This is a genomic window from Cerasicoccus frondis (assembly GCA_031296915.1).
In the GTDB taxonomy this organism is placed as follows: Bacteria; Verrucomicrobiota; Verrucomicrobiia; order Opitutales; family Cerasicoccaceae; genus Cerasicoccus; species Cerasicoccus frondis.
Genome location: JAVDPC010000007.1, coordinates 202,299 through 228,018, shown reverse-complemented (window position 1 = coordinate 228,018; position 25,720 = coordinate 202,299). Strand labels below are relative to the sequence as shown.

The following is a 25,720-nucleotide window of genomic DNA, read 5'->3' as shown; positions in this document are numbered from 1 at the left end:
GTTCACGCCAAGACCCGGAGACCCAAAGCCACTCCACTACAGAAAAGGCATTCCAATCACACTGAGGAATTGCCATCTACCTGAAACCCACCTACAACCAATTCCACTCCTCCACCATGCAACCGCAACCAGCAACCGAACCAGTCGAGATAGCTGACCCTTCATTCCGCGCCTTTAGGCGCTCCATGACGGTCAGCTACTCTTAGCGTTAGCGAAGTAGATGAAATATCCGAATCACATTCAGCGCATGGGGATCGTTCTATTGCTTGGAGCAACGATTGCTCTCCTTAAGAATGGCCTTGGCTTGAGTTGGTTCGGGCTAACATCCGTCTGCTTAGGTTATTTGGTTGGCCTCGGAATGTTGATGAATTGGCGCTGGACCCAGATTCCAGCCCTGTTACTTTTTGTTTTATGGTTATTCACCAGTTGTTTGCTTATATTCAACGGCAAAATAAATATTGCGATATGCGCATTTCTCGGCGCTGGATTATATGGGCTAACAACTCTCTACCTGTGGTGGAAAGCTATACCAACTGTAGAAGCGCTAACCAAGCGGGATATATGACGTAAAATGCTGGCGCATTTTCGCATATACCCTCCACGTTATGCAGATATGAAATGGATCCCAAACTGCAACAAGCACTAGAACTTCTTGAGTCATCGATCACCGATGATTCAGCTTCTTGTGTTATCGCTTCTGAGCATACGGACGAGTCTACTTTGCTTGGAACGAAAGATGGTTACCTTAACCTGATTTCCGCACTTCTTAGGCAAGTTGTTCGCGAAACAGAATGGTCAGACGAATTAAAGAAGAACATGTATCAGCTTCCGAGTCATGATGCTTGGATCGTTGGTTGCGAACTGCACAATACCAAGGATGAGATGTTGGCGAGGTTGAAGCGATTTTATGAAGGAGACGATGCCGTTCTCGGAGCTATCGACCATGATCCACAATTTAAACAATAAGCATATCAAGGCGGTGCTCACAACGGCGACAAGCGCCGCGTGAGACCTCGACGTTCGGTCAACATTGCCACTCCTAAGAAACTCTTCGCGCCTTTGGGTCTTCGCGTGAGATTCATTAACGCATGAGTTGTTCACGCCAAGAACCGGAAACCCAAAGCCACTTCACGACAGAAAAGGTATTCCCATCACACTGAGGAATTGCTATCCACCTGAAACCCACCTACAAAGATTCCCACTCCACGACCATGCAACCGCAACCAGCAACCGAACCAGTCAAGATAGCTGACCCTTCATTCCGCGCCTTTCGGCGCTTCATGACGGTCAGCTACTCTTAGCGTTGTGCAGCAAAAATGAATAAGCAATTCTCAACAAGCTTTCGCTCTTTGGTTCATCATGCGAATCAATACGTGTTTGGGAATTTGGAGTTCATTGAATTCTACTATGCATGCCTATCGACGCAGAACGAAATGCAAGGCGAAGAAATAGATCAGGATATAAGATCAATCGCATCGGAATGGACCTCGATGGCTGAGCGCTGTCGCAATGAATGGGGGACGGAATCTAAGCCTGTAACCGAATCTGAATTGAAAGAGGTTCTTTTACTTCACATAGAAGGACCAAAAGCACAACCAACCGAGGTAGGTGACGATTCACATCGCACCTACTCTTAGCGTTCGAAAAATTATATGGCCAAAAGAATTAGATCACAATTTTGGATTTGCAAATTTTCAGATGGCAATCGTTGCAAGGAATTCTTTAAAGAGGATGAATCGTATTTCGACGAAGAAAATGAAGATAACGACGAATTACCTCTTAGTGAGTTCATCGCATCTCAAGGAGAGACATGGTTTGATCATGATTTTTTTGAATTTGGATTTAGCTCGAAAGAAAGTTCAAGCCTGGAGAAAATGTTTGTAGGCCACTCTTGGGTTGAAAAATGGGCTCCCATTGTCGAAGAGAAGCTCAGAGAATTGGGAATCGCAGACTATAACAGTTTCGCGATGATGGGGATTGATCATCAACCCAAGTTCGGAGAACATCGCCAAGTATCGAATCCGCGTTCTTTTTTGGCTTCTGGTGTTGAACTAGTCTATCTCGGAGAAATCTCACATGAATGGTAACGAAAGATTCGAACAAGTCGCTTGTGGACAACTCCGTTCGCTCCGCTCACTTCGTGCCACAGCTTAGCGTTCTATGAAAGAAGATCTGACTAGTGTTGCTTTCACTGGATGGAGCGAGGTTGAAAAACCTACGGCTAAATCCTTTAAAGAGCTGAAAGCAATGGACGAGCAACTCAGGGAAAGAGTTTTGGACTTGCTGAGAAGGTATGTTATACTGCAGCCTCCATTGAATCATCAAGACGTGTGCTCATCTATCCTAGGAGGTAAGTCTAAACGCTTGGTGGTTTCTAGTTTATCTGATGCTGAAGAACTTATCGTTTCATTAGAATCCTTGGGTGCTAAAGCGAGTTTAGCAGAGGTTGATGGAGCTACACGTTGCTCAGAATGTGGTGGCTATGCTGTTGTTTCCATTGGTCAACCACCTATAGGATTTGAGGCACGAAAATGCAAACTATGTTCGTTCATTATTCGCAGCAGCCCAAAATCTTGCTGTAATGGCCAAGGAATATTAAATTTGTATGAGTCTAAGGTCTCAGGGATCAGGTGGTATCAATGTGATGAATGCGATTCGATGTGGAGCTTAGATTTTAGTGTAATACCTTGGGAGCTAAGGCCATATAAGGATTTCAAAGAGGTGAGAAGAATCGTTGATAGAATTCAATAGTGAATGAATAGAAAAAATCGGGATATGTGACGAAAAATGCTGGCGCATTTTCCGCACATACCCTTAGCGTTCGGTCAGAGTATCTTTCCTCGTATTCCCTTTGGGTCTTTGCGTCTTTGCGTGAGATTCAAAAACGCATGAGTGGTTCACGCTAAGACCCGGAGCCCCTACCCTCCACGTTCAGTCAGTGCACTGCCATTCAGGCTATTTTCTATCGTGCGCTTGCTATGTGACCACGATCCACAGGCAATCTTCCCCCGCCAGCCCGTTTCAGCACCCCCAGCATACGGCCTTGACCTGAAACGTGCATCGTTTTTGCTGATTTTTGCGGAATATATTTCCTCCGCTGGCACTCAGAATTATTGAAACCAACCACCTGAACCCGTGTCTTTCTCGACCTAGCGAGCCTTGCTGGGGAAAAGGCAAGGCCTCGGGCTTAACCTAAACCAATCAGCTATGTCCGCATCCTCCCTTTCAGAAGTCAATGAACGCGTGAAAGAGGCCTCCGCCTGGGTCCCGCAATTGCGGCAGGAGATCGCGAAGGTCATCGTCGGCCAGCAATACCTGGTTGACCGCCTCATCGTCGGCATTTTGGCCAACGGCCACGTGCTGCTCGAAGGTGTCCCAGGCCTCGCGAAAACCCTCTCCGTGCGCACGCTGGCCAGCGCGATCCACGCCGACTTTTCGCGCATCCAGTTCACGCCCGACCTGCTGCCCGCCGACATCGTCGGCACGCTTATTTACAACCCGCAAAAGGGCGAATTCTTCACCAAGAAAGGCCCGGTCTTCGCGAACATCGTCCTGGCCGACGAAATTAACCGCGCGCCGGCCAAGGTGCAGTCCGCCCTGCTCGAAGCGATGCAGGAGCGCCAGGTAACGCTCGGCGACGAGACGCACAAGCTGCCCGCGCCGTTCCTCGTGTTGGCCACGGAAAACCCGATCGACCAGGAGGGCACCTACCCGCTGCCCGAGGCGCAGGTTGATCGCTTCATGCTCAAGCTGAAGATCGGCTACCCGTCGCGCGCCGAAGAGCGCCAGATCCTCGACGCCATGGCCTCGACCGCGCCCAAAATGGACATCACGCCCGTCATCACACCGGAGCAGATTCTCGAAGCGCGCAAGGTCGTCGACGAAATTTACATCGACGAAAAGGTCCGCGATTACGTGGTTGATCTGGTCTTTGCGACCCGCAAGCCGAGCGACTACGGCCTGAACATTGACAACTTCGTACAATTTGGCGCCAGCCCGCGCGCCACGATCGCCATCACCCTCGCCGCCAAGGCCTGGGCGTTCCTCAACGGCCGCGGCTACGTGACCCCACAGGACATCAAAACGATCGGCGTCGACGTGCTCCGCCACCGCGTCATCCCCTCCTACGAAGCCGAGGCGGAAGACTTCACCAGCGAGCAACTGGTTTATAAGATTTTGGAAACCGTGCCGGTTCCCTAAATCTTAGATTAAAGTAAACAAATTAAAAATTAAAGAGAGGGCCCACTGCTACCCGCAGGCCAAGTCCCTCTCCGCAATTCCCACTTTAATTTTTAATCTTTAATTTGCTCACTCCAAAATGCCCTCCACCCGTGAAATATTGCGCAAGGTGCGCCAGATCGAAATCCGGACGAATCGACTCGTTACGGACTCGCTGACCGGCGCCTACCACAGCGTGTTCAAGGGGCGCGGGATGGACTTCGAGGAAGTCCGCGAATACGCACCCGGCGATGATGTCCGCGCGATCGACTGGAACGTCACCGCGAAGATGGACCGCCCGTTCATCAAGCAATTCCGCGAAGAACGTGAGCTGACCATCGTGCTCATGGTCGACCTGTCGGCCTCGGGCGCCTTTGGCTCACTGGATGAGTCCAAGCGCGAACTCGCGGCCGAGATCGCCAGCGTGCTCGCTTTCTCCGCCACCAAGAACAACGACAAAGTCGGCCTGCTCCTCTTCACGGACGAGGTCGAGCAATACATCCCGCCGCGCAAGGGCCGCCAACACGTGCTGCGCGTCATTCGCGAAATCCTTTTCCACGAGCCACGCCACACCGGCACGAATGTCGTCAAGGCGCTGGACACGGTGAACCACATGATCAAGCGCAAGGCCATCGTGTTTCTGCTGACGGACTTCTTGCAAGGCCCCGACGGCCGCTTGCCCACGCCCGAGGAGCGACAGGGCGACGACCTTTTCCGCGCGCTCGGCATCACCAATCGCCGCCATGATCTGACGACGATTCTGATCTCCGACCGCCGCGAAGTCGAGCTGCCCGACATCGGCATCATCTCACTGGAAGATGCCGAGACCGGCCAACTGGTCGACATCGACACCAGCAGCGCCAAGGTCCGCCAGCTCTACGCCAAGCAAAACCGCGAACGCCTGGCCGGGCTGCATCGCGGGCTGCGTCAAGCCGGCGTCGGCGCCCTCCCCGTCACCACCGGCGAGCCTTACGTGAACAATCTTCGCCGCTACTTTGAATCCCGCAGCCAAAGGAGACACTGAGTGAACTTTGCATCGCAAATTAACTTTGTCCGGCAAAGCTTAACGGCATTTATCATGACCGCGCCCGCCATGGCTTTCGCGCAGGAGGCGACCGGCCTGCGCCCAATGCGCGGCCTGCGGCCCACCTCCTACTGGGAGCAGAACTGGCCGTGGATCACCGCGCTCATCGTGGCAGCCGTCATTGGCCTGATCGTGCTGACTGTCTGGCTCGCCAAGCGCAAGCCACCGGCGCGCACGCTCTCCCCCGCCGAGGAGGCGCGCCTGCGCCTGGGCGAAGCATCGAGCCTCGCCAACGGCCAGGATGACAAGGCGTTTTCCGTAACCGTCTCCGACGCGTTGCGCGTTTACCTGGAACGCGCCTACGCCCTGCGCGCGCCGGAGCAAACGACCGAAGAATTCCTCCAGCACGCCAAGCAAAGTAACCGCCTGCCCGGCAAGTCTCTGGATACGCTGGCGCGGTTTCTGGAGCTCTGCGACTTGGCGAAATTCGCGCAACATGCCTTTGGCGACGAAGAGCGCCAGGACCTCCTCAACACCGCGCGTAACTTCGTGGACGAGGCCGAGCAGCAAGCCAAAGCATCAACCCCGGAGGTAACGGCATGATTCAAGACGGATTCGAATTTCGCGACCCGTGGATACTTTGGTTCCTCCTCGCGCTCCCCATCCTGCTCTTTATCAAGGGGCGCACCGGTCGCTCGGCGTCATTACTCTTTTCATCGACCGCGATTGCGCGCGACGTCGCCAAGCAGGCCAAGAGCCGCGCGGGTGGTTTTCTCTTCTTCCTTCGCTTGCTCGCGCTGGCGGCATTGATCGTCGCCATGGCGCGTCCGCAGATTGGCAAGGGCCATTCCGAAGTCGAAGCGAGCGGCATCGACATCGTGCTCGCGGTGGACGTCTCCGGTTCAATGGCCGCACTCGACTTTGCAACGCAAAGGGACTTGGCCACGCGCCTCGACATCGTGAAGCGCGTCATCAATGACTTCATCGAAGAGCGCCCAAACGACCGCATTGGTCTGATCGCCTTTGCCAAGCAACCGTTCCTCGTAAGCCCGCTCACGCTGAACCACGATTGGCTGCGGCGCAATCTCGAGCGACTTGAGCTGGGCATCATCGATGGGGCCGGCACCGCGATCGGACCAGCCATTGGCATGAGCGCCAATCGCCTGCGCGATCTCCCTGCCAAAAGCCGCGTGGTGATTCTCCTGACCGATGGCGAAGACACCGTAGGACAGTTGCCGCCCATCGCCGCCGCCGAAGCCGCGGAGTCATTCGACGTGAAAATTTACACCATCGCCGCAGGTAAAACCGGCCGTGTGCCGGTGCCTCGCACCGACCGTTACGGGGTTCCTCTACGTGACCAGGATGGAAATGTCATCCCCTCGCGTTCTTTTCAGGAAAGTTTTGTGGACGAAGAAACGCTGGAGAAAATCGCCGAAATCACCAATGGCAAATTCTACCGCGCCACCAACACCGAGGAGCTCGCCGCGATCTATCAAGACATCGACGAGCTCGAAAAAACCGAGGTCAAGCTAAAGCACTACGCCGAGTATGAAGAACTGTTTTTCTGGCCGGCGCTGCTCGGCCTGACCCTGATCTCGCTGGAGCAACTGCTCGGCAACACCCGCTTCAAACGACTGCCATGAACTTCGAATACACCAGTTGGTTGCTTGCGATTCCTGTGGCGCTTCTGCTGCTGGGCGGATTATTTTTGGCCAATAGCCGCGCCCGCAAAAAGCGGGTGCGCGAGTTTGCCAGCGACCGTCTCGTCAAGCAACTCCTCGCGAGCTATAGCCCGATGCGCCGCCGTTTAAAAAACGGGTTGATCTTAACCGCACTCGCACTGCTGCTCTTTGCGCTGGCGCGTCCACAATGGGGCTTCACCTGGCGCGAGACGAAGAGCAAGGGCATCGACATCATGTTCGTCATGGACGTCTCCCGCAGCATGCTCGCCAAGGACATCAAGCCCGACCGCTTGGAGCGCTCAAAGCTGGCCGTGCTGGACTTCATCGACAAGTTGGAAGGCGACCGCGTGGGCCTCGTGGCCTTTGCTGGCAACGCCTTTCTCCAATGCCCGCTCACGCTGGACTACGACGCGTTTCGCCAGTCCCTCGAAGCCGTCAACACCGACGTCATTTCACTCGGCGGCACCGATATCGCCCGTGCAATCAATGAAGCCGAGGCTGCCTTTCCGGATAAGAATAACCACAAGATTTTGGTCCTGATCACCGATGGTGAAGACCTTGAAGAAGACGGCATCGCGCGGGCCAAGGAAGCGGCGGACAACGGCATTACGATTTACACGGTCGGCGTCGGCACGGCGGAAGGCGAACTCATCCCGGTGAAAGATCGCTATGGCCGCATGGGCTACCTGCGTGATGACAACGGCCAACTCGTCCGCACCCAACTCGACGCCGATACGCTGAGTGAGATCGCCGAGGTCACCGACGGCTTCTACACGCCGCTGGGCCCGACCGGCTATGGGCTGGAGCAAGTTTACGAAGCCGGCCTTGAGGCCATCCCTGAACAAGAGCTCGCATCGCGCATGCAGAAAGTCTGGCTGGAGCGCTTTCAATGGCCGCTGGGCATTGCGATAATCCTGCTTGCCTGGGAGCCGCTCATCGGCACGCGCCGCATTACTTTGCGTCGCAAAGTAAAGGCCAGCAGCGGTGCGTCCAACGCCGCCCGCACCGCAATGAAGGCTGCCACATGGGTCATCCTACTCGTCGTGACTTTTGCCATGAGTGACCTCTCCGCCAGCGTGCGTGAGGGCGAGCGCCTTTATCGCAATGGCGACTACGCGGCGGCGGCGGAGGAATTCAAAACGGAACTGGAAGCCAACCCGCTCAACGCGCAAGCCGCGTTTAACCTCGGCAACTCACTTCAGTCGCTCGGGCAAATCGAAGCAGCTCAAGCCGCTTACGGCAAGGCGTTGGCGACAACCGACTTCGAGTTGCAAGCCGATGCATTTTATAATCTTGGCTCGCTACGCTATGCCGCCGCCAAGGAAAAGCTGGGCGGGACCGACCTACCCACCATCGTCCAACAAGGCGAAGAAGCCAACCGCCAGACCGAGATCGCCATCCAGCAAGGCAATCAGGTGTTGCGTGAAGCACAGGTATTAAATGACAACAGTTTGTCGTCCGAGGAAAAGAACTCTGCATTGCAAAGTATCCAACAAAAGGCAATGCAGGCGCTGCAGTTTGCGGAACAAGCCAAGGCGCTGAGAGATGAGACCGCGACCGCCGCCAAGGAGGCGCAAAGCGCCGCAACACCCATTAGCAAAGCTTGGGAACAAGCAGCCAACGACTTCAAGAGCTCACTGGAACTCAACCCAGCAGGTGAGGACGCCGCGTATAATTACAACTACGTGTCTAAGCAAACAGAAGACCTGAAGCGCGATTTGCACGACCTGAAGCGCGTCAACCAGCGCATTGAAAACAAAGACACCCAGGCCGAAATGGAGCGCGTCATTGAGGAACTGCGCAAGCTCGTCCCGGAGCAGGATCAGCAGAACCAAGATCAACAAAACCAGGACCAGCAGAATCAGGACCAGCAGCAACAGAATTCCGACCAACAGCAACAGCAGGATCAGCAACAACAAGATCAGCAACAGTCCGGCGAGCAGAATCAGGATCAACAACAGAACTCCGACAGCCAACAAGACCAGCAAGGTGAGCAAGGCGAACAAAGCGAGCAGACCTCCGAAGAGCAGGAACAACAGTCGGGCGAACAGGATCAGGCCGAGCAAGAGCAAGGTGAGCAGTCCGAAGAATCCGGTGAAGAACAAACCGGCGAACAGGATGCGGCGGATTCTGAAAACGGCGAACAGGAGGGCGAGGAAACCCATGGCGCTGAGCGCGACTCGGAAGAAGTTGACCAGATGATCCAAGATATGCAGGACGGCGAGCAACCCGGCGAAGAAGAATCCCTCGCTGAAGAAAGTGGCGAAGAGTCGCAGGAGCCCGGCGAAAAGCCATCCATGCAACTGTCTGAAGAAGACGCTCAGCGCGCCGCCGAGGAAGCCGCCGCCCGCGCCGCCGCCATGCAGGAAGCAGGCGAAGGCGAGCCGACCGGCGAAGCCGTTCCTCTGGGCGTGATGTCGCGCGATGACGCACGGCGCCTCTTGGAATCTTTAAAACGATCAGAAAAGAAATTGCCGGTATCCGGCTACGGACGGCGCGAGTCTAATCGCGACGACGAAGGCAAACGAAAGGATTGGTAATGACGAAGTATCTTCCACGCCTATTCATGTTAATCGCGCTGCTCATGAGCGGAGCGGCGCAAGCGCAAAACATTCAGGCCGGCAGTGAGGCCAACCAGGAAATCCGCCAGGGGCAGACCGGCGTTTATCAATTTACGCTACGCAGTTCGGAAATTGATCCGCAGATTCAGCCGCCGGAGCTGCCCGAGATTGACGGGCTGTCCATTGAGTTCGCCGGCATCTCGCAGGGGTCCAGCGTCAACATTTTCAATGGCCACATGACGCGCACCATTTCGAAGACATACCAGTATCAGGTGACCGGCGTGAAGCAGGGCGTGTATACGATACCCGGCTTTGAAGTCGAGGTGGCGGGCCGCAAGGTGGAAATCCCATCCACAACGATTCGCGTGGTGGAAGGCTTGCAAACTACGGTCTGGTCCGAGTTGGAATTACCACGCGAGCAGATCTACGTTGGCGAGGCCGTGCTGGCCAAACTGAGGGTGATTTACGACCCCAGCGAAATCATTCAACTGGCCTCGGCGCGCCAAGGTTCGCCCTTCCACGCCAAGGGCAACGACTCGTTCACGATCAGCGAATTCGGCAACCAGCAGACTCGCGACGTGGAGCGCGATGGCCGCTTGCTGCGTGAAGTCAGCTTCGAGGTAAAGATCACGCCGCTCAAGGCTGGACCACAGCCAATGGTCATTCAGTCAGACCTCAACATCACGCTGAACAGCCGGCAACAGCAGCGCCGCACACGCAGCATGTTTGATCAGTTTTTTGGCAGTCGCTACGAAATGCAGCAAGTGTCGCTTTACACGGAAGACAACGACATCGACGTGCAACCCCTGCCCGAGGAAGGTCGGCCGACATACTTCACCGGAGGCATTGGTACGTTTACCGTCGACCGACCACGCCTCTCGGAAAGCAGTGGCATGGCGGGCGAGCCGTTGACCATGACGCTGACTGTGCGCGGTCAAGGCAACTTCGACCGTCTGCAGGCTCCGACGCTCGCAGAGTCCGACGCATGGCGTGATTACCCGCCGGAAGAGGAATTTTTCTCCGCCGACCCGATGGGCTACACCGGCGCCAAAACCTTTGAGTATACGCTCATTCCACGCGACGCTGGCGACCTCACAACACCTGAAATCAACTTCAACTTCTTCGATCCGGAAAGCACGCAATACATCGAAATGCCCATCCCCGGGCAGGCGATCACGGTAAAAGAAAACCCGAACGCCACGCGGCCCAAGCGAAATCCTGTCGCCTCGCGTCGCGGCCCCGAACTGTTGCCCATCGCCACCGCGCCCGGTAAGTTTGTGCGCACGATCAAGCCGATCGTCACCCACCCGGCGTTCCTTGCGGCGCAGGTCGTTCCCTTGTTTGCGATTGGGCTAATGTTCTTTTCCCGCCGCCAAAAACTGCGCCTGGAAAACGACAGCATCTACGCCCGCAATGTGCGCGCCAATCAGGCGACCAAGGCAGAGCTCGCCGCCGCGCAAAAGGCCGCCAACGAGCGCAACGCCGCTGACTTCTACGCAGCCGCGCAACGCACTGTGCAGGCTGCCGCTGGTCGCCACGTGGAGCAAGCGCCGGAGTCTTTGACCATCGCCGACATCGAGGCGCTCGCCGCAACTTTGGGCTTGGAAGCAGCCAGCATTCAAAACGCGCTTGAGTTCATGGAGGCCGGGGACGCTGTTCGCTTTGGCGGACTGGATGGCAGCGCCATCGATTTCAACGCGGAATACTCAAAGCTCGAACAAACCGTCAACGCACTGGGAGGCAAACAATGAAAAAACTCATGCGCATCGTCTTCTTTTTCGCCGCCATGATCGCCGCAGTTGTGGCGCGCGCCGAGTCGCCTGAAGCCCTGTTCGAACAAGCCAACGCGCTTTACCAGGACGAGCAGTATGAACCGGCCATCGAGGCTTATCAGCAAATGCTACCCGACCACCAATCGGCCAATGTGCATTACAACTTGGGGAATGCCTATTATCAACTCGACGACTTTGGACCTGCGGTGTTGCATTACGAGAAAGCGCTGGCGCTCGATCCACGCAACCCCGACATTCAGGCCAATCTCGAGCTCACCCAAGAAGCCGCGCAGCTCACTCCCGATGCGCCTACTTGGCCGCAAATCATCGGCAATCTGGCGCCGGTCAACCTGTGGGCTTGGCTCGCGGCGATTTCATTTTGGGTCACCGTCGCCCTGGTAATCCTGGCGCCGATGTATCGATGGAAAGGACCGCTCCGCGGCGGCCTGACCGCACTCAGCATAGTTCTACTCGCGGTGAGTGGCATGGGGCTTTTCGGCTGGCATCAACGTGGACAGCAAGGCGTCGTTTTAAGTGACGAAGCCACGCTCAGTGTAGCGCCGACATCGACCAGCCCGGCGGCGGGTTCAGTCAAAGCCGGGCAACTGGCGCAGATCCGCGAGCAGCATGGCGATTACTTCCTCGTCTCCCTGGGTGAAGATAAAATCGGCTGGCTTTCCAAGACTGCCTTCGCGCCGATTTGGGATTAATAGTCGGCTCCCCGGAGTATCGTCCTCCAGCACGGGAGCAACTCGCTTTGCGATGCAAAGTTAATCGGTTTTCACTAGATATAACATGAAGTTGCCGGGTCCAGCACTTGCTCAACCCGGCAACTTCATGTTATCTCTAGCCGCCGCCTTGTGGCTCGATGTAGTCGCGGCAGGCGAACTTTACTTCGTGCAGAAAATGCACTGGGTCATCCTGGGACCAGCGGTTGGAAAAGACTTCGATTTCGATCAGGCCGTCAAAGCCTGCTTCATCCATTTGCTGGCAAATGCGGCGCAGCTCAATGCAGCCTTCGCCAGGAATGCCGCGATCGTTCAGGAAGTCGAGCGTCGGCGTTTTCCAATCTGCCACATGCAGACAGAACAGCCTGTCGCTCTCACCGGAGCGCGCGATTTCGTGGCCCAGAGATGAGTCCCACCACTGCTGGTAAGTGTCCACGCAAACGCCGAGGTAGGTTGAGCCAATTTGCTCCACAAGGTCATTGGCTTCACGCAGGGTGTTGATGCAGCCACGCTCGTCAGCGTGCATCGGGTGCTGAGCTTCGAGGGCCAGGCGAACATGCTTTTTCTCCGCATAGGGGACGAGTTGTTCCAGCGCTTCGCGCACTTGCGCGCGGCTGTCGTCCATCGACTGATGTGGGTCGCCACCGGGAATGATCAGCACCGCCGATGCGCCGACCACCTCCGCCTCGTCGATGCAGCGTTCGGTATCGTAAATGGCGGAGCGACGGGCATTCGCGTCAGTCGCGGCAAAGAATCCGCCACGGCAATAAGACGCCGCCTCGAGCTTGTATTCCTTGAGCAGCTTGCGGATTTCGGCCGGCGGTTTCTCCATGACATCCTGTCGCCAGAGGGACACGCCTGCGTAACCGGCCTCCGCGATGACGCGCAGCTTGTTTTCGACCCCTTTCACATCCAGGGAAATCGTATGGATGGCCAAACGCGACTGCACGGACTGCGCCCGCTTTTTGGCAAACAAAGTTAACGGATTCATGGGTTTTCAAGTAATGCTTAGGTGTGCTTTGGGGGACAGAAACTACTGTAAGCATACTCCCTTTCCCGCAGAAGAAAAGCCAAACAGTCTACTCGACCCAGACAAAATTCACCCAGTAAAAACCAACTGAGCAGCCTTGAGTTTTGCAGCCAGGCGCGTAACCTTACCGCTATGCCGAAAAAAGCCGCCCAGATGTCCCGCCAGGCGTGGATCGACGCCTACCTCGACGCCCTGCTCGATAACGGTGAACCGCCAGCCAGCGTGCGCCGCTTTGCCAAAGAACAGGGCGTGACCGAAAAGGCTTTCTACGCACACTTTGCGAACTTTGAATCGCTCGAAGGCGAGGTCTGGAAAGCGCTGATCACAGACACCGTCGCCACGCTTGAGGCAGACGAGGACTACGCGGAGTATCCCGCCCAGCAAAAGCTAGCGGCGTTTTACTACACATTTCTCGAAGGGGCGCTGGATTACCGCTCGTTCATGCTGCTGCGCTTTCCCGGCATGCAATTGATCTGCCACGGTTCACTCAGCAAATTCCGTGATGCGTTTCTGGCATACATAAAACCGGTGCTGGAAGAGGCGAAAACGACGAAAGAAGTCCCCGAACGCGGCAAATTGAACCAAGCTTATCCGGGGCTCGTGTATGCGCAGCTCTTATTCATCATCGACTTCTGGCTCAAAGATGAGAGCGATCAATTTCAAAGAACGGATGCATTAATCGAGAAATCAGTCACTTTGGGGTTTGATTTGATTGGCGCACAAGTCGTCGACAGCGCATTCGACCTCGTGCGTTTTCTCGCGGGCGAATTCAAGGCCAGCTAATCGAGTGAACAAATGCTCCTACAGAAAAGTGTATGCTTTTGGCGCAGTCGATGAATTTCAATAAATTTGTCCGCCGCTGAGGCAGCTATTGTATTAAGGGTCCCAATATCCCGCATCCCCATGAAGGGAGTCGGCACACCCTCAAGCAATAGTTTATGAAAATCTACCTCAGCATCCTTTCCCTTGGCGCCTTAGCCGCATCTCAGAGCCACGGCGTCTTGTTGGCCTACGAACCTTTTGACGATGCGGCAGGAACGCAAGTTCCGACTGGCTGGTCCGGCACCGGTCGATCAGACACCACCGTCACCTCAGGTTCATTAACGGCAGTCAGCGGCCTGGCGGATTCCCAAGGCAATAAATTTTCCGTATTGGACGAGGGCGGGACGAACACTTATGGCTTACCTTTCACTCCCACTGGCAACTCCACCGGCGCAACGATCTACTACTCGTTCCTCTTTGAACTGACTGATATCTCAGCCCTTCCCACCGACGTAGCCAATGGACCGCTCTTTACGTTGAGCGATACAACAAGCAAGAAAGCAGCGGCATTCAGCGTCGCCCTGGATGCTGATAACGCCAACGCCTTTAACATCGGACTGGACGGCTCCAACAAAGGAATCGGCAGCGCTTCTACGATGGTCGACACGACTGAATACCTGCCCAACACCACGCTGTTTATCGTCGTCTCTTATAAGCCAAATGGAGGCGGCGCGGGCGTCGCTAATCTGTGGGTAAACCCAGACAGCTCAACGTTTGGCACGGACACACCACCCACCGTGACACTGTCAGACACTGGCGGTTATCTCGCGGACGCGCAATACCTGCTCTTCGACAAGGAGTACTCCGCCACTCAACCGCTGAACGTCGACGAAATCCGCGTCGGCACAAGCTGGGCGGACGTCACGCCAACCTCCGTTCCCGAGCCCGGGCACTATGCAATGATGCTCGGCGCGGCGACCCTCGGCCTCCTCTGGTTGCGCCGACGCCGTTAATCAACTTTCTTCATGTTATCTCTAGAAGTCACCAGTGGGCATGCTGCCGCTGGTGATTTTTTTGTAAGCGAGTGACTTGCGAATTCCAGGCGCATTCGTTAGCTAGAGCATTCGATGAAGGAACAACGCTCCATTCCGAAACACAAGCTGACCCGCGCCGCATCCCTCGTGAAGACCGGCGCGAAAATCGGTGGTAACTACGCCAAGTATTACGGAAAAAAGCTCACCACGGGCGAGGACGATCGCGCTCGACTGCACGAGGAAAACGCCGAGGAAACCTACGCCGCATTCAGCAAGCTCAAGGGCGGCCCGCTCAAAGTCGCGCAGATGCTCAGCATCGACCAGAACATCCTGCCCGCAGCCTACCAAAAGCAGTTCGCGCAGGCGCAGTATTCCGCGCCGCCTCTCTCCTACCCGCTCGTCGTGCGCACGTTTAAGCAAGAGTTTGGCCAAGGCCCGAGCGACATTTTTGAGACCTTTACCAAATCCGCCGTCAACGCCGCCTCCATCGGCCAGGTGCACCAGGCGACGATTGGCGATGACACCTTCGCGGTGAAGATACAGTATCCGGGCGTCGCGCAAAGTTTGCAGTCCGACCTCCGCCTCGTGAAGCCCATCGCGATGAAGATGATCGGCCTCACCACCAAGGAGATCGACTACTACTTCGAGGAGGTCGAGGAACGCCTGCTCGAAGAGACGGATTACGAACTTGAGCTGAAGCGCTCACAGGAGCTCACCGCCAAGTCCGCGCATTTGCCCGAAGTGCGCTTCCCCAAGTATTACCCGGACTTTTCCAGCAAGCGCATCCTCACGATGGAGTGGATCAACGGCATGCCGCTGGATAAGTTCATCGAAACCAATCCCAGCCAGGAAGCGCGCAATCGCATCGGCCAGGCCATGTGGGACTTCTATCATTTTCAGGTGCACGAGTTGCGTGAATTCCACGCCGACCCCCACCCTGGCAACTTCCTGATCAGCGCCGATGAGCACCTTTACGTGCTCGACTTCGGCTGCGTCAAAAAGCTGGAGGACGACTTCTACCGCGAGTATTTCCAACTGCTCGATATGAACCGCGTCCTCGACAACGCCCATTTCGAATCCATGCTCGAAGGCCTCGGCCTGATCCAGAGCAGCGACAAAGCTCAGGAGCGCGTCATGCTGCGCGAGCTTTACCGCGAGTCCATCGAACTACTCTCGCGGCCATTCCAACACGGCGAATTCGACTTCGGCGACGAAGCCTACATCCGCGAGATTTACGACTTCAGCGAGCGCACGCAGAAGGACCCCGAGATCAAGCGCCTCAACACCGCCCGCGGCAGCCGCCACGCGATCTACCTCAACCGCGCCTACTACGGCCTCTACAACCTGCTGGCGCAACTGCGCTCGGTGATTCGCGCCGAGATCCCCGACGAGCTAACCGCGACGGCATAGAATGTCATCCCGCCCCCTGCAACTTCCCCACCTCAACACTTCCCCACCTCAGCACACGCGCACTTTGTGCGCGTTAATTTTTTTCCTTTTTCCTCTCGATTTCGTTCGCTTCCGGCGGACAAAATCGGCATACTTTCACCATGAAAAGTCGGCCCTGAGGTGAGCCCCCGAGCGGGCTAAGTATCGCCCACTGCGCGACCAAGCGTCGCCGACTGTCAATCGAAGCGTCGCCGACTGTCAATCGAAGCGTCGCCGACTCTTCCCAGAAGCATCGCCGACGCTTCGTCGCGTACGTGGTAAGGGTTTGGTCACAACCATGGGAATGTCTTGGTCTAAACCATGGGTAGGGTAGACGCAGGATGACGGGGTGGGTTGCGAGGGGAAGTGCGAAAGGCCTAGTTACGCCAAACCAGCCTGCAATTCCGTCTCTAAGCTAAAAGGCGACGCTCTGTCATTGCGGCGATTACCCAAGGTTCTTACAATGTTATCCGAAATTGACAAAATCAATTTACTTATCGACGTTCGAATTTAAAACAAGCCTGTATGAAAAAGCCTAGTTACGAATGTCTGGATAAGGGCCGTAGCCCCGCCGAGATGGACGAGTTCCACTTCCTCGGCCTGTATACCTGCAACCACTACGACATGGAAGACACTGGCAAAGTCACCTATGACATTATCCATTGGGTCAACTCTTGTGCTAACCCGATCTCTAGTACGATATCATCTAGCCACCATTGGTGACTAGACGGGTGGTTTTCTGCCTTGCTGATTCAATGGCTAAATGCTTTCTCAGCCCAATGAACATTCGGCTCCCTTAGAAATGCTAAAAAATTGATAATACTTAATGAGAAGAAAAATAAAATTAATCTGTAATCAGAGTGTCGGTAGAACTTTTGCTGATCAAACATCGAACATTCTGAACTTAATTGATGAAATTGACTTAAGGACGAGTCTATTCCTGCACCATCACGAAAAACGGGCAATCGATGCAATGTCTGGTTACTCGGATTCTGCGAATCGTTTATTCAGCGAATTAGATTTTCGACTCGACTTGATTGATTTCATCAAAAAGGAGCTAATGAAGTCTAGAACGGATCATTTCGTTAGTAGAAGTTATGACCCTTATGGAAACTCTAAAAATCATTTTCGAGAACTGATTGATCAGCATCGTAATATACGTTCTGAAATAATGAAAGAGGCAATATGCAACGCTAATAACCTTGACATTCTAGATCGCGATACAGCACTTGATTTACTGGGAATGTGGAGACGCTATTCGGATGAGCTCGCGGATAAAAACTGGCCGAATTACAATCATAAATCAATTGATAACAGGATCGATCTCGTATCTGTTCGGCATAATTCACCACTCACTATCGTCTTGGATGTATCCGGTGTTCTTGGAGCTCTTATTGGATTGATTTGGCTGGGATCCTACACATATTTCTACGTTCGCCACTCGCATTATGATCTCAAGAATAAAATTATTTCTACAGAAGTTGGTCAAGAATTACTCGCAATTTTGAGAGAAAAAGACATCGATCTGACACCAGAATTACTCAAAAGATTAATCGATAACGCTAATATTAAGCAAGCAGACCTACCAAAAATCAAAGATATCATAATTGATCGGGAAAATGATTAGGTTGCAACATATCGGCAAAATTGACTTATAAACTGTAACTAAAATGCAATTGACCTCTAGACTACGATTAATTCGCCCCCGCCGATAAGCATTGATTTTCGGCCAAAAATCGTCCTGATACGCTGCTTTTCTTGCTCTTATGAAAACATTGGTTGAAACGACGACCGTTGGCTTTGTATCGCTTGGCTGCGCCAAGAACCTGATCGACTCCGAGATCATGATGGGACATCTCGCCGAGGCGGGCATGACGCTCACGCCCGACCCCGAGCTGGCCGACGTGCTCGTCGTCAATACCTGCTCGTTTATCGACGCCGCCAAGCGCGAATCCATCGCCGCGATTCAGGACGCCGCCGCAGACCGCGAACAGGCCGGCCGCAAGGGTGAGCAAAAGCTGATCGTTGCCGGTTGCCTGTCCCAGCGTTTTAAGACGGAGCTGCCTGCGCTGATGCCCGAAGTCGACGCCTTCATCGGCCTGGACCAGATCAAGGACATCGCGCCCATCATCAACCAACTGCTCGGGAAATATAAGGCAGACGGGGAACAGGGCGACGACCTAGTGTCCGTGAAGCCGGTTTACATCCCCGACTACGACACGCCGCGCTTCCGCCTGACGCCCGACCACTCGGCCTACATCAAGATCGCCGAGGGCTGCAACCACCCGTGCTCGTTCTGCATCATCCCGAAAATCCGCGGACGCCACCGCAGCCGCACCATCGAAAGCGTCGTCAAGGAAGCCCGCCAGCTCGTGGCCAATGGCTGCAAGGAGCTGAACCTCATTTCGCAGGACACGACCTACTTCGGCATGGACAAGTGGGAAGACGCGCGCCCCAACCCGCGCAGCCCCGTGGACTCGTCCAAGGGCGAATCCCTGGCCACGCTCATTCGCGAGCTTAACCAGATCGAGGGCGACTTCTGGATCCGCCTGCTCTACACCCACCCCGCCCACTGGTCCGACGAGCTGATGCAGGCCATTGCCGATTGCGACAAGCTCGCCCGCTACGTCGACATGCCGCTCCAGCACATTTCCGACAACATGCTCGGCCTCATGCGCCGCGAAACCGACAGCGCCTACATCCGCGACCTCGTTAAGCGCATGCGCGCCACGATTCCAGACATCGCGATCCGCACGACGTTCATCGTCGGCTTCCCCGGCGAGACCGAGGCCGACCACGCCGAGCTGCTGGAGTTTATCGAAACTGCGGAGTTCGAGCGCGCCGGCGTGTTTGAATACTCCAAGGAAGAAGGCACCCGCGCCTACAAAATGGATGGCCACATCCACCACATGACGCGCAAGAAGCGTTGGAACTCCGCCATGGCCGCCCTGCAGCGCGTAGCGGAGAAAAAGAACGAGTCCATGAAAGGCCGCCAGGTCCGCGTGCTCGTCGAGGAGCCCGGCGTCGCCCGCACCCAGTGGGACGCGCCCGACATCGATGGCTCCGTCTTCGTGGACAAGGCTCTGCCGATGGGCGAGTTCGCCGACGTCACCATCTCCGAATGGCGCGGCTACGACTTGGTGGCCGCCCAGTAGCAGGGCGCAGCCCTGCACCCCCAATGCTAACGCATTGTGATGGCGGCATTGCCGCCATGGTGAGGCAACGTGACTGAAGGTAGGGCGCAGCCGCCGCTTTCCTCTCAGCCTGAAGCAATCACTCTGAGGTAGCGCGGATCGTCCTCGATCCGCACGATGTAGGCCGTCGGCAAATGATTATCCGCATGGCACATTTCGCGGATATGGGTTCGGCGCGGACCGATTTAACCACTTTCGTTCCACGCTTGGCCAGCTGGGACGCTGGCCGCTACCTTTGCCACTCCGCTGAAACTGCCCGTTAAGGATAACGGGCGTTACCTCAGAGTCATTGATTAAAACCACTCCTGTGCAGCGGCTTGTCTGGAGACTGCGCCCTACCTTTTCGAGAGCGGATGAAACTGCGGATCGAGACGATCCGCGCCACCTTCATTCAGTTGGATTGGTCATTTGCGCAATGCGCAAATCCGGATGCAACGCATTCGACGGTCCAGCCGGAGGCTGGGGCTAAGCAACGCCGGACTTGGCGTCGGATTCGGAGTGCTGGCGGTTACTCTGGATGAACTCCACCACCGACTCCAGAAACGCAATTTGCAACGCGGGCAAGCCTGAGTGATGCAAGGCGCGGCGCGCGGCGTTGAAGTGTTGGCGGACTTCATTGCGCATCGTGCGGATGATGCCCGACTTCGCAACCAAGTGCGCAAGCTCGGCCAAACCTTCCTGCGATTGAGAATTCTTCAGGGCTTTTTCCAGGAGCGCCTGATCCGCCACTGTGAGCGCATCGTGGAGGCGCTTGAGCACGAGGGTCTTCACGCCGCAATGAAAGTCATAGACAAGATCGGGGGCGCCGTCAGGGAGCAGCTCGACTTCGTGCAGGTCGTTTTCGATCTGAAATGCGAGGCCGAGCGGCTTGGCGAAATCCGCCAAAGCGCGGCGCACGTCATTGTCCGCGCCAGCGAGCAACGCGCCGAGAACCAGCGGGCACTCAATGGTGTAGCGCGTGGTCTTGAGGTGGTAAGTTTGCTCGATTTCAGATTCGCGAATAACGCTCAACGGCAAGTCCAGATGGGCGATTTCGGCGGCCTGCCCCATGCCGGTTTCCTGGGCAATGCGCAGGAAATAACGCATGGCGGCCTGCGCGCGGTCCGCCGGAAGCTCGGGATCGATGAAGCACTCCATAGCGAAGCCGAAGAGGATGTCGCCAAGGACGAGAGCCAGGCTTTGCGCGTTGCGCTCGCCGTTGGTGACGTCGCATTCCAGCGCGCGGTGGAGCGTGGGCTTGCCGCGTCGGGACTCCGAGCGGTCAATCAAATCGTCGTGAATGAGCGCAAACCCATGAAAAAGTTCCAAGGCGCCCGCCACCCGAAAAGCGGCGCGAGGCGGCGGCGTATCCCGCTGGTCAAAGAGATTGTAGCTCAACAAAAACAGGAGCGGACGCAGGCGCTTGCCCGGACGGCGGAGGAAGGACTTGAGGCTGAGCCATGCCGGCTCCAGCGGCTGATGCTGCGCAATGTGATCCTCTAACTCTTTGAGTTCCATGGTGATGCACGCATGGAGGTCTTCTTCCAGCGTGAGCAACATTTCCAAGGGGTCTGATGACTTCGCTTTCTTTTTTCGAGGCCAAAAGTTAGTAGCAGCGCTTAGCGACATGAGAAGAAAATGGAGTTAATTGCCAGTATTTCAAGCGATAAGCGCTTTTTGTGCCATTATCGTAAAGTCCACGCAGCTTAGAACTTGCGCCAGCGAACAGGCCGTTCACATTGAGCAATGGCCACTAAAACCGCATGGCCACTAACGATGACGCATACGGCAAAGAAAACGGCGAAACCGCGGCCAAACCTCTATTTGGTCGGGTTCATGGGCACCGGCAAGAGCACGGTGGGCCGGGCTTTGGCGCGTCGTTTGGGCATGAAGCACCTGGACTCCGACCGCTCCATTGAAGAAGCCGATGGTCGGCCGATCCCGAAAATATTCGCAGCTGAAGGCGAAGCGTTTTTCCGACAATTGGAGCATGACTTTGTCCACGGTGGCCATGCCGACGAAGGTTGTGTGGTTTCCTGTGGCGGCGGCCTCGTCATGGCGCCGGGCATGATTGACGAGCTTAAGCGACGCGGTTTGGTCGCGTGTTTGTTCGCCAGCCCGGACACCATTCTACAGCGCACCAGCGGCAACAGCAACCGCCCCCTACTCAACGTGGAAAACCCGCGCCAACGCATCGCCGACCTGCTTTCCGAGCGTGAGCCAGTCTACCTGCAAGCCGGGGCCTGCTTCTACACGGACGCGCAACCGATGAACGAAATCGTCCGCCACCTAGAGCGTTTTTACCTGCGCGAATCGCGGAGATTCAGTCGCAACAAGGAAATGACTTAAACTCTTGTAAAACAGCGCCTTAACGCCTAAAAAGCAGGCGCATGAAAAAGCTTCTCCCCAAGATATTAATCACGCTCGTTATCATTGCCGTCGGCATTCAGTTTATCCCCGTCACCACCAGCAATCCACCCGTCGAGCACACCGTTACCTGGGCCAACCCGCAGACGAAGGAATTCTTCACCAACGCCTGCGCGGATTGTCATTCCAACGAGACCGTGTGGCCCTGGTACGCCAAGCTGGCGCCCGTTTCGTGGTGGATCAGCGATCACGTGGAACATGGCCGCGAGCATTTCAACATCTCCAGGGCGGACATGGGCGATGCCGATGAGGCCTACGAAGCCGTCCACGAGGGCTGGATGCCATTGGAAAGCTACACCTGGATGCATCCCAAGGCACGGCTGACAGCCGAGCAGAAAACCGAGTTTTCCGCCGGTTTGCAGGCGACTTTCAACGTGGGCGAATCCACCAAGGAGCACGAGTCCCACGACGGGCACGACCATTGATCAGGAAAACCGCGTCTCCGACTTTATGGTGCGCCAGTCCAAAGAAAGAGTCAGGTGGGCAGTCATTAGCGGCCCATTTGCTCGCTGACCGTGTTTTGCTGGCGCGCAATGTCGTGCAGGGTCAGCACGCCGATGAGGCGCTTTTCGTCCTTTTCGGACACGACGGGCACCTGGAGGACGTCTTCCTTGATCAGCTTGCCCGCCGCCGCGCGGATGGAGGTGTCGGGCGTCACACTGAAAATCTGGCGACTACATACTTTATCACTCAGCGGTAAATCTTCGCCAGCAGCAACGAATTCTTCCATCTCGTGGTGGCAAATGACGCCGACCAGCTTGCCCTCGTCATCCACCACGGGATAGCCGTGGTGCGGCTTTTCAATAGCCTTTAAGTTCTCGCTGGAAGACAGGTCTGACCGCACCGTAACAGCGTCATAGGTCATGATCGTCGATACCGGCAAATTGCGGTAATCCTGGGCGCCCTGATAGGCCGGCATCTTCCGCAGGTTTAGACCGTCTTGCAGCAAAAGAGAGTTATAGAGCGGCACGCGCAGCAGTCGACTGGCGAGGTAGTAGGAAATCATGTTGCCCGCCATGAGCGGCAGGATGAGCGCGTAGTTGCGCGTCATTTCAAAGATAATGAGCAACGACGTAAACGGGCAGCGGACAATCGAGGCAAACAACGCGCCCATGCCCAACAGCACGCAGGCGCCAACCACTTGATTCGCCTCGGGTAAATCGAACAAACCGGTGCTGACATTCAGTTGGACCAACAAAGCGCCGATGATGCCGCCCAACATCCCGCCGAGAAAGAGCGTCGGCGAAAACAAGCCTCCGGAACCACCCGTGGCGTAGCAAATGATCACAGCGATAAACTTAAACACGAACAGCATCAGCATGACCGTGATGACGAGGTTGTTCTCGAACGCCTGGGTCAGGCTTTCGTAGCCGATCGAGAAAACGCCGCTTTGACTGTCGCCAAACAGGCCGGTCACATACCAGGCGGTCACCCCGATAATGCCCATGGCGAGGCCGCCGGAAGCTGGGCGTAACCAGGCGGGAACTTTGCTGATCCTCAATTGAGCGCGCGTCCACAACAGACTCTGCACAAAGCCATGGCCGATCACTCCGCAAAGGAGCCCAATGGGGATCGCGACCAGCATCCAGTAGTTCGTCACGTAGACTTCGTTGATGTCCACCGATAAGACCGGGTCCTCCCCCAGGATAATGCGCGACACCGCCGCCGCCACCACCACGGCGACCACAATGCCGCCCAGAGCCTTCGAGGAAAAGTCATCCAGCAACTCCTCAAACACGAAGGTAATCGCGGACAACGGCGCATTAAAGGCCGCCGCAATGCCCGCGCCCATGCCCACCGGCACGAGCGCCTGAATGCGCACCTTGGCCAAGCCAAAGGATTGCCCGAGCTTGGAAGAAATCGCCGCACACATATGGACGGTGGGACCTTCACGCCCCAGCGCATTGCCCAGCCCCACATAAAGCGTGCCCAGCACGAAGCGCCAGACGCCGTCACTCAGCTTGATGACGCCAAAATCATTGTAAAAGGCGGACTTAGTTTGCGGGATGCCGCTGCCCACCGCATTGGGCGCCAGTTTGGTCAAAATGATGCCCACCAGCAAACCGCCAATCGCGGGCGCCAGACCTAGAATCAGTGGAAAAAGCCAGGCGCTTTCTTCGCCAAATTCTTTGGCCGTGTGCCAGAGCCAATGGAACAACCCGTGGATCGCCAAATGAAACGCCACCGCCGCCAAACCACACAATACGCCAGCCACCGTGCAGAGGATTAAAAAACGCTGCCCGTCAGTAAAACGGGCGCGCATCCAGTCTGGCAGATTCAAAATCCAGGCCTTGCTCATGACGCCTGCTTCTCCGGCGTTTTCGGCTCCTCTGGAACGCAAGTTGCGCTCTTTAGGAAGTTAAACGCCAGCGCTTCATAAAGCGCCGTGGGGCAGACAAGTCGGGACACCTCATAGGCCAGCATGGCGGTGAGCGCTAATGGCAGCGCAAACATCGTCACCCCGGTCATTTCCAATAAGATGATAAAGGACGTCATCGGGCTTTGCACCACACCCGAAAAGTAAGCGACGATAAAGAGTAAAATGACGGCCTGCTCTGGAGCGCCCGACCAGGAAAACATCGGGAACAGCGTGTGCCCAAGCCCTGCGCCCACGGAAAAAGATGGATCAAACAACCCGCCAGGAATCGCGGTCAACAGCACCAGAAAAGTCGCCAGGGCTCGCCAGAGGAAGTAAAACGGCGTCACGTGGCTCTTAGCTTCCTCCAGAATGTTCAGGTGGTGCTCGGACAGGGATTCCTTGTAAGCCGGGCTGCCGTCGACCAATAAAGCCTGCGCCTGCGCGTAGCCGCTGCCCATTGCGCCGCCCTCGGTGAAGAACGCCAACGACGCGCACGCCAAGCCAATTAAGCCGGCGGTGATGACAAAATTTTTCTTCATCGCCCGGCTGACGTAGGGCATGCAAAACAACAATGTCCGGGCAAAGAGACCTCCCAACAATCCGCCAATAATCGCGATAATCGGCACGATTAGATATTGGCCAATCGAATCAAACATCAGCGGATCACGATCCTTATCCAGGTCGCCGTAGAAGTAGTAATTGCCCAGAAAAACGGTGCAGACCAAGCAAGCCAGAATCACCGTGCGCACCAACGTGCCCATGTTTTCTTTATCAAAACGACGGCCGATTTCTTCCATCGCAAAGACCACGCCAGCAATCGGCGCATTGAAAGCCGCAGCAATGCCAGCCGCTCCACCGGCGAGGATCAGGCCACGCTGGACCAAGTGCGCGGGAAATGTCGCAAAGCGATTGCAACAGCGCATAAAGCAAGCGCCGAGCTGCACCGATGGGCCTTCACGCCCCACGGATAAATACGCCAGAAGCGCCAGGGTGGTGAGAATCAGTTTGCCTGCGGCAATGCGAATCGACAATACCGCGTCGCGAGTCGGGCCTTCACGCAGCTTAAGCGCAGCAATGGTTTGGGGAATGCCAGTGCCATCCGTCCCGCAAAAGAAGTGATCGCGCAGATAGATGATGAGGATCAGAAAAGTCGGCATGACGATGAACGCAAGCCATGGCTCCTTATTGTTCCAATCCCGCACGTAAGCGCCGCAAAAGATCTCGACGCCACAGAAGTACATCGCGCCGGCGCCGGCGGCCAAACCACCCAGAGCCACCACCAAGTAGCCCCACCAGGCTTCACGTGTGAAAAGCGCTTTGCGCCAATCGATCTTCTCTTCGATATCCGGTTCTCCTGTCGCCATTTTGCAATTCCCGTTGGTGAATGTGGGAGTTTCCCGGAATGCTGTCAAAGTCATTCCCGTCTGTAAAAAAAGCGCAAAAATCCGGGTCCATAACTTGATTTGTCGATTATTTTCATCAACTTGCATTAAGACCAATTAATTCAGTCCGTTAATAAAAG

General features: G+C 55.7%; 24 protein-coding genes. 20 read left to right on the top strand and 4 right to left on the bottom strand.

Annotation, left to right across the window (positions count from 1 at the left end):
* Window positions 1-220: 220 nt before the first annotated feature.
* From RBB63_RS08355 to RBB63_RS08300, 12 genes are all read left to right on the top strand, one after another.
* A complete protein-coding gene (locus tag RBB63_RS08355; RefSeq protein WP_309383039.1) occupies window positions 221-565 on the top strand; it encodes a hypothetical protein in 345 nt (114 codons plus the stop codon).
* A gap of 53 nt (window positions 566-618) precedes the next feature.
* On the top strand, window positions 619-966 hold the full coding sequence (locus RBB63_RS08350) for a hypothetical protein (protein WP_309383037.1): 348 nt from the start codon (window positions 619-621) through the stop codon (window positions 964-966).
* Between the two features lie 350 nt (window positions 967-1,316).
* Complete coding sequence (locus tag RBB63_RS08345; RefSeq protein WP_309383032.1) at window positions 1,317-1,637, top strand: hypothetical protein; 321 nt, start codon at window positions 1,317-1,319, stop codon at window positions 1,635-1,637.
* 15 nt (window positions 1,638-1,652) lie between these two features.
* Entirely contained in the window at window positions 1,653-2,087 is a 435-nt protein-coding gene (locus RBB63_RS08340) for an immunity 22 family protein (protein WP_309383030.1), read from the top strand.
* A 73-nt stretch (window positions 2,088-2,160) separates the two neighbouring features.
* Window positions 2,161-2,751, top strand: coding sequence for a hypothetical protein (locus RBB63_RS08335; RefSeq protein WP_309383029.1), 591 nt, complete (start codon window positions 2,161-2,163; stop codon window positions 2,749-2,751).
* 456 nt (window positions 2,752-3,207) lie between these two features.
* Entirely contained in the window at window positions 3,208-4,200 is a 993-nt protein-coding gene (locus tag RBB63_RS08330) for an AAA family ATPase (RefSeq protein ID WP_343219124.1), read from the top strand.
* A gap of 118 nt (window positions 4,201-4,318) precedes the next feature.
* A complete protein-coding gene (locus RBB63_RS08325; RefSeq protein WP_309383025.1) occupies window positions 4,319-5,242 on the top strand; it encodes a DUF58 domain-containing protein in 924 nt (307 codons plus the stop codon).
* Window positions 5,243-5,845, top strand: a complete 603-nt coding sequence (locus tag RBB63_RS08320; RefSeq protein WP_309383023.1) for a DUF4381 family protein — start codon at window positions 5,243-5,245, stop codon at window positions 5,843-5,845.
* Window positions 5,842-6,885: a VWA domain-containing protein gene (locus RBB63_RS08315; RefSeq protein WP_309383021.1), complete on the top strand. Its 1,044-nt coding sequence runs from the start codon at window positions 5,842-5,844 to the stop codon at window positions 6,883-6,885. Before RBB63_RS08320 ends, RBB63_RS08315 begins: the two co-directional genes overlap by 4 nt.
* Window positions 6,882-9,464 (top strand): VWA domain-containing protein, encoded by a 2,583-nt coding sequence (locus tag RBB63_RS08310; protein ID WP_309383019.1) that lies wholly within the window; start codon window positions 6,882-6,884, stop codon window positions 9,462-9,464. Before RBB63_RS08315 ends, RBB63_RS08310 begins: the two co-directional genes overlap by 4 nt.
* A gap of 26 nt (window positions 9,465-9,490) precedes the next feature.
* Complete coding sequence (locus RBB63_RS08305; protein ID WP_309383017.1) at window positions 9,491-11,236, top strand: BatD family protein; 1,746 nt, start codon at window positions 9,491-9,493, stop codon at window positions 11,234-11,236.
* Window positions 11,233-11,967, top strand: coding sequence for a tetratricopeptide repeat protein (locus RBB63_RS08300; RefSeq protein ID WP_309383015.1), 735 nt, complete (start codon window positions 11,233-11,235; stop codon window positions 11,965-11,967). The genes RBB63_RS08305 and RBB63_RS08300 overlap by 4 nt, the downstream gene beginning before the upstream one ends.
* Before the next feature lie 136 nt (window positions 11,968-12,103).
* On the opposite strand, the gene RBB63_RS08295 is transcribed toward RBB63_RS08300, so the two are convergent.
* The gene (locus RBB63_RS08295) at window positions 12,104-12,976 is read right to left on the bottom strand and encodes a sugar phosphate isomerase/epimerase family protein (protein ID WP_309383013.1); all 873 of its coding nucleotides are present in this window, start codon (window positions 12,974-12,976) and stop codon (window positions 12,104-12,106) included.
* Between the two features lie 171 nt (window positions 12,977-13,147).
* On the opposite strand from RBB63_RS08295, the gene RBB63_RS08290 reads away from it, so the two are divergent.
* The 6 genes from RBB63_RS08290 (at window position 13,148) to rimO (ending at window position 19,394) form a co-directional block, all read left to right on the top strand.
* Window positions 13,148-13,798, top strand: coding sequence for a TetR/AcrR family transcriptional regulator (locus RBB63_RS08290; RefSeq protein ID WP_309383011.1), 651 nt, complete (start codon window positions 13,148-13,150; stop codon window positions 13,796-13,798).
* Between the two features lie 155 nt (window positions 13,799-13,953).
* Window positions 13,954-14,790 (top strand): PEP-CTERM sorting domain-containing protein, encoded by an 837-nt coding sequence (locus RBB63_RS08285; protein ID WP_309383009.1) that lies wholly within the window; start codon window positions 13,954-13,956, stop codon window positions 14,788-14,790.
* A gap of 114 nt (window positions 14,791-14,904) precedes the next feature.
* Window positions 14,905-16,221, top strand: coding sequence for an ABC1 kinase family protein (locus RBB63_RS08280; RefSeq protein WP_309383007.1), 1,317 nt, complete (start codon window positions 14,905-14,907; stop codon window positions 16,219-16,221).
* A gap of 543 nt (window positions 16,222-16,764) precedes the next feature.
* Window positions 16,765-16,962 carry a hypothetical protein gene (locus tag RBB63_RS08275; RefSeq protein ID WP_309383005.1) on the top strand — a complete coding sequence of 66 codons (198 nt, stop codon included), beginning with the start codon at window positions 16,765-16,767 and terminating at the stop codon, window positions 16,960-16,962.
* Window positions 16,963-17,065: 103 nt separating this feature from the next.
* Complete coding sequence (locus RBB63_RS08270; protein WP_309383004.1) at window positions 17,066-17,866, top strand: hypothetical protein; 801 nt, start codon at window positions 17,066-17,068, stop codon at window positions 17,864-17,866.
* A gap of 139 nt (window positions 17,867-18,005) precedes the next feature.
* A complete protein-coding gene (gene rimO / locus RBB63_RS08265) occupies window positions 18,006-19,394 on the top strand; it encodes a 30S ribosomal protein S12 methylthiotransferase RimO (protein ID WP_309383002.1) in 1,389 nt (462 codons plus the stop codon).
* Window positions 19,395-19,898: 504 nt separating this feature from the next.
* Here rimO and RBB63_RS08260 read toward each other — a convergent pair.
* Window positions 19,899-21,041 carry a polyprenyl synthetase family protein gene (locus RBB63_RS08260; RefSeq protein ID WP_309383000.1) on the bottom strand — a complete coding sequence of 381 codons (1,143 nt, stop codon included), beginning with the start codon at window positions 21,039-21,041 and terminating at the stop codon, window positions 19,899-19,901.
* Window positions 21,042-21,158: 117 nt separating this feature from the next.
* Here RBB63_RS08260 and RBB63_RS08255 point away from each other — a divergent pair, with 117 nt between their 5' ends.
* Complete coding sequence (locus RBB63_RS08255) at window positions 21,159-21,761, top strand: shikimate kinase (protein ID WP_309382998.1); 603 nt, start codon at window positions 21,159-21,161, stop codon at window positions 21,759-21,761.
* Window positions 21,762-21,802: 41 nt separating this feature from the next.
* Window positions 21,803-22,264, top strand: coding sequence for a heme-binding domain-containing protein (locus RBB63_RS08250; protein WP_309382996.1), 462 nt, complete (start codon window positions 21,803-21,805; stop codon window positions 22,262-22,264).
* A gap of 65 nt (window positions 22,265-22,329) precedes the next feature.
* On the opposite strand, the gene RBB63_RS08245 is transcribed toward RBB63_RS08250, so the two are convergent.
* Window positions 22,330-24,138 (bottom strand): chloride channel protein, encoded by a 1,809-nt coding sequence (locus RBB63_RS08245; protein WP_309382994.1) that lies wholly within the window; start codon window positions 24,136-24,138, stop codon window positions 22,330-22,332.
* Window positions 24,135-25,562 carry a chloride channel protein gene (locus RBB63_RS08240; RefSeq protein WP_309382992.1) on the bottom strand — a complete coding sequence of 476 codons (1,428 nt, stop codon included), beginning with the start codon at window positions 25,560-25,562 and terminating at the stop codon, window positions 24,135-24,137. The genes RBB63_RS08245 and RBB63_RS08240 overlap by 4 nt, the downstream gene beginning before the upstream one ends.
* Window positions 25,563-25,720 lie beyond the last annotated feature (158 nt).

Coding starts and splice junctions, on each gene's coding strand:
- RBB63_RS08340 (WP_309383030.1), top strand. CDS start 1,653: ATGGCCAAAAGAATTAGATCACAATTTTGGATTTGCAAATTTTCAGAT.
- RBB63_RS08315 (WP_309383021.1), top strand. CDS start 5,842: ATGATTCAAGACGGATTCGAATTTCGCGACCCGTGGATACTTTGGTTC.
- RBB63_RS08280 (WP_309383007.1), top strand. CDS start 14,905: ATGAAGGAACAACGCTCCATTCCGAAACACAAGCTGACCCGCGCCGCA.
- RBB63_RS08270 (WP_309383004.1), top strand. CDS start 17,066: ATGAGAAGAAAAATAAAATTAATCTGTAATCAGAGTGTCGGTAGAACT.
- rimO (WP_309383002.1), top strand. CDS start 18,006: ATGAAAACATTGGTTGAAACGACGACCGTTGGCTTTGTATCGCTTGGC.
- RBB63_RS08245 (WP_309382994.1), bottom strand. CDS start 24,138: ATGAGCAAGGCCTGGATTTTGAATCTGCCAGACTGGATGCGCGCCCGT.
- RBB63_RS08335 (WP_309383029.1), top strand. CDS start 2,161: ATGAAAGAAGATCTGACTAGTGTTGCTTTCACTGGATGGAGCGAGGTT.
- RBB63_RS08275 (WP_309383005.1), top strand. CDS start 16,765: ATGAAAAAGCCTAGTTACGAATGTCTGGATAAGGGCCGTAGCCCCGCC.
- RBB63_RS08330 (WP_343219124.1), top strand. CDS start 3,208: ATGTCCGCATCCTCCCTTTCAGAAGTCAATGAACGCGTGAAAGAGGCC.
- RBB63_RS08260 (WP_309383000.1), bottom strand. CDS start 21,041: ATGTCGCTAAGCGCTGCTACTAACTTTTGGCCTCGAAAAAAGAAAGCG.
- RBB63_RS08355 (WP_309383039.1), top strand. CDS start 221: ATGAAATATCCGAATCACATTCAGCGCATGGGGATCGTTCTATTGCTT.
- RBB63_RS08240 (WP_309382992.1), bottom strand. CDS start 25,562: ATGGCGACAGGAGAACCGGATATCGAAGAGAAGATCGATTGGCGCAAA.
- RBB63_RS08350 (WP_309383037.1), top strand. CDS start 619: ATGGATCCCAAACTGCAACAAGCACTAGAACTTCTTGAGTCATCGATC.
- RBB63_RS08250 (WP_309382996.1), top strand. CDS start 21,803: ATGAAAAAGCTTCTCCCCAAGATATTAATCACGCTCGTTATCATTGCC.
- RBB63_RS08345 (WP_309383032.1), top strand. CDS start 1,317: ATGAATAAGCAATTCTCAACAAGCTTTCGCTCTTTGGTTCATCATGCG.
- RBB63_RS08295 (WP_309383013.1), bottom strand. CDS start 12,976: ATGAATCCGTTAACTTTGTTTGCCAAAAAGCGGGCGCAGTCCGTGCAG.
- RBB63_RS08290 (WP_309383011.1), top strand. CDS start 13,148: ATGCCGAAAAAAGCCGCCCAGATGTCCCGCCAGGCGTGGATCGACGCC.
- RBB63_RS08300 (WP_309383015.1), top strand. CDS start 11,233: ATGAAAAAACTCATGCGCATCGTCTTCTTTTTCGCCGCCATGATCGCC.
- RBB63_RS08255 (WP_309382998.1), top strand. CDS start 21,159: ATGGCCACTAAAACCGCATGGCCACTAACGATGACGCATACGGCAAAG.
- RBB63_RS08310 (WP_309383019.1), top strand. CDS start 6,882: ATGAACTTCGAATACACCAGTTGGTTGCTTGCGATTCCTGTGGCGCTT.
- RBB63_RS08325 (WP_309383025.1), top strand. CDS start 4,319: ATGCCCTCCACCCGTGAAATATTGCGCAAGGTGCGCCAGATCGAAATC.
- RBB63_RS08285 (WP_309383009.1), top strand. CDS start 13,954: ATGAAAATCTACCTCAGCATCCTTTCCCTTGGCGCCTTAGCCGCATCT.
- RBB63_RS08305 (WP_309383017.1), top strand. CDS start 9,491: ATGTTAATCGCGCTGCTCATGAGCGGAGCGGCGCAAGCGCAAAACATT.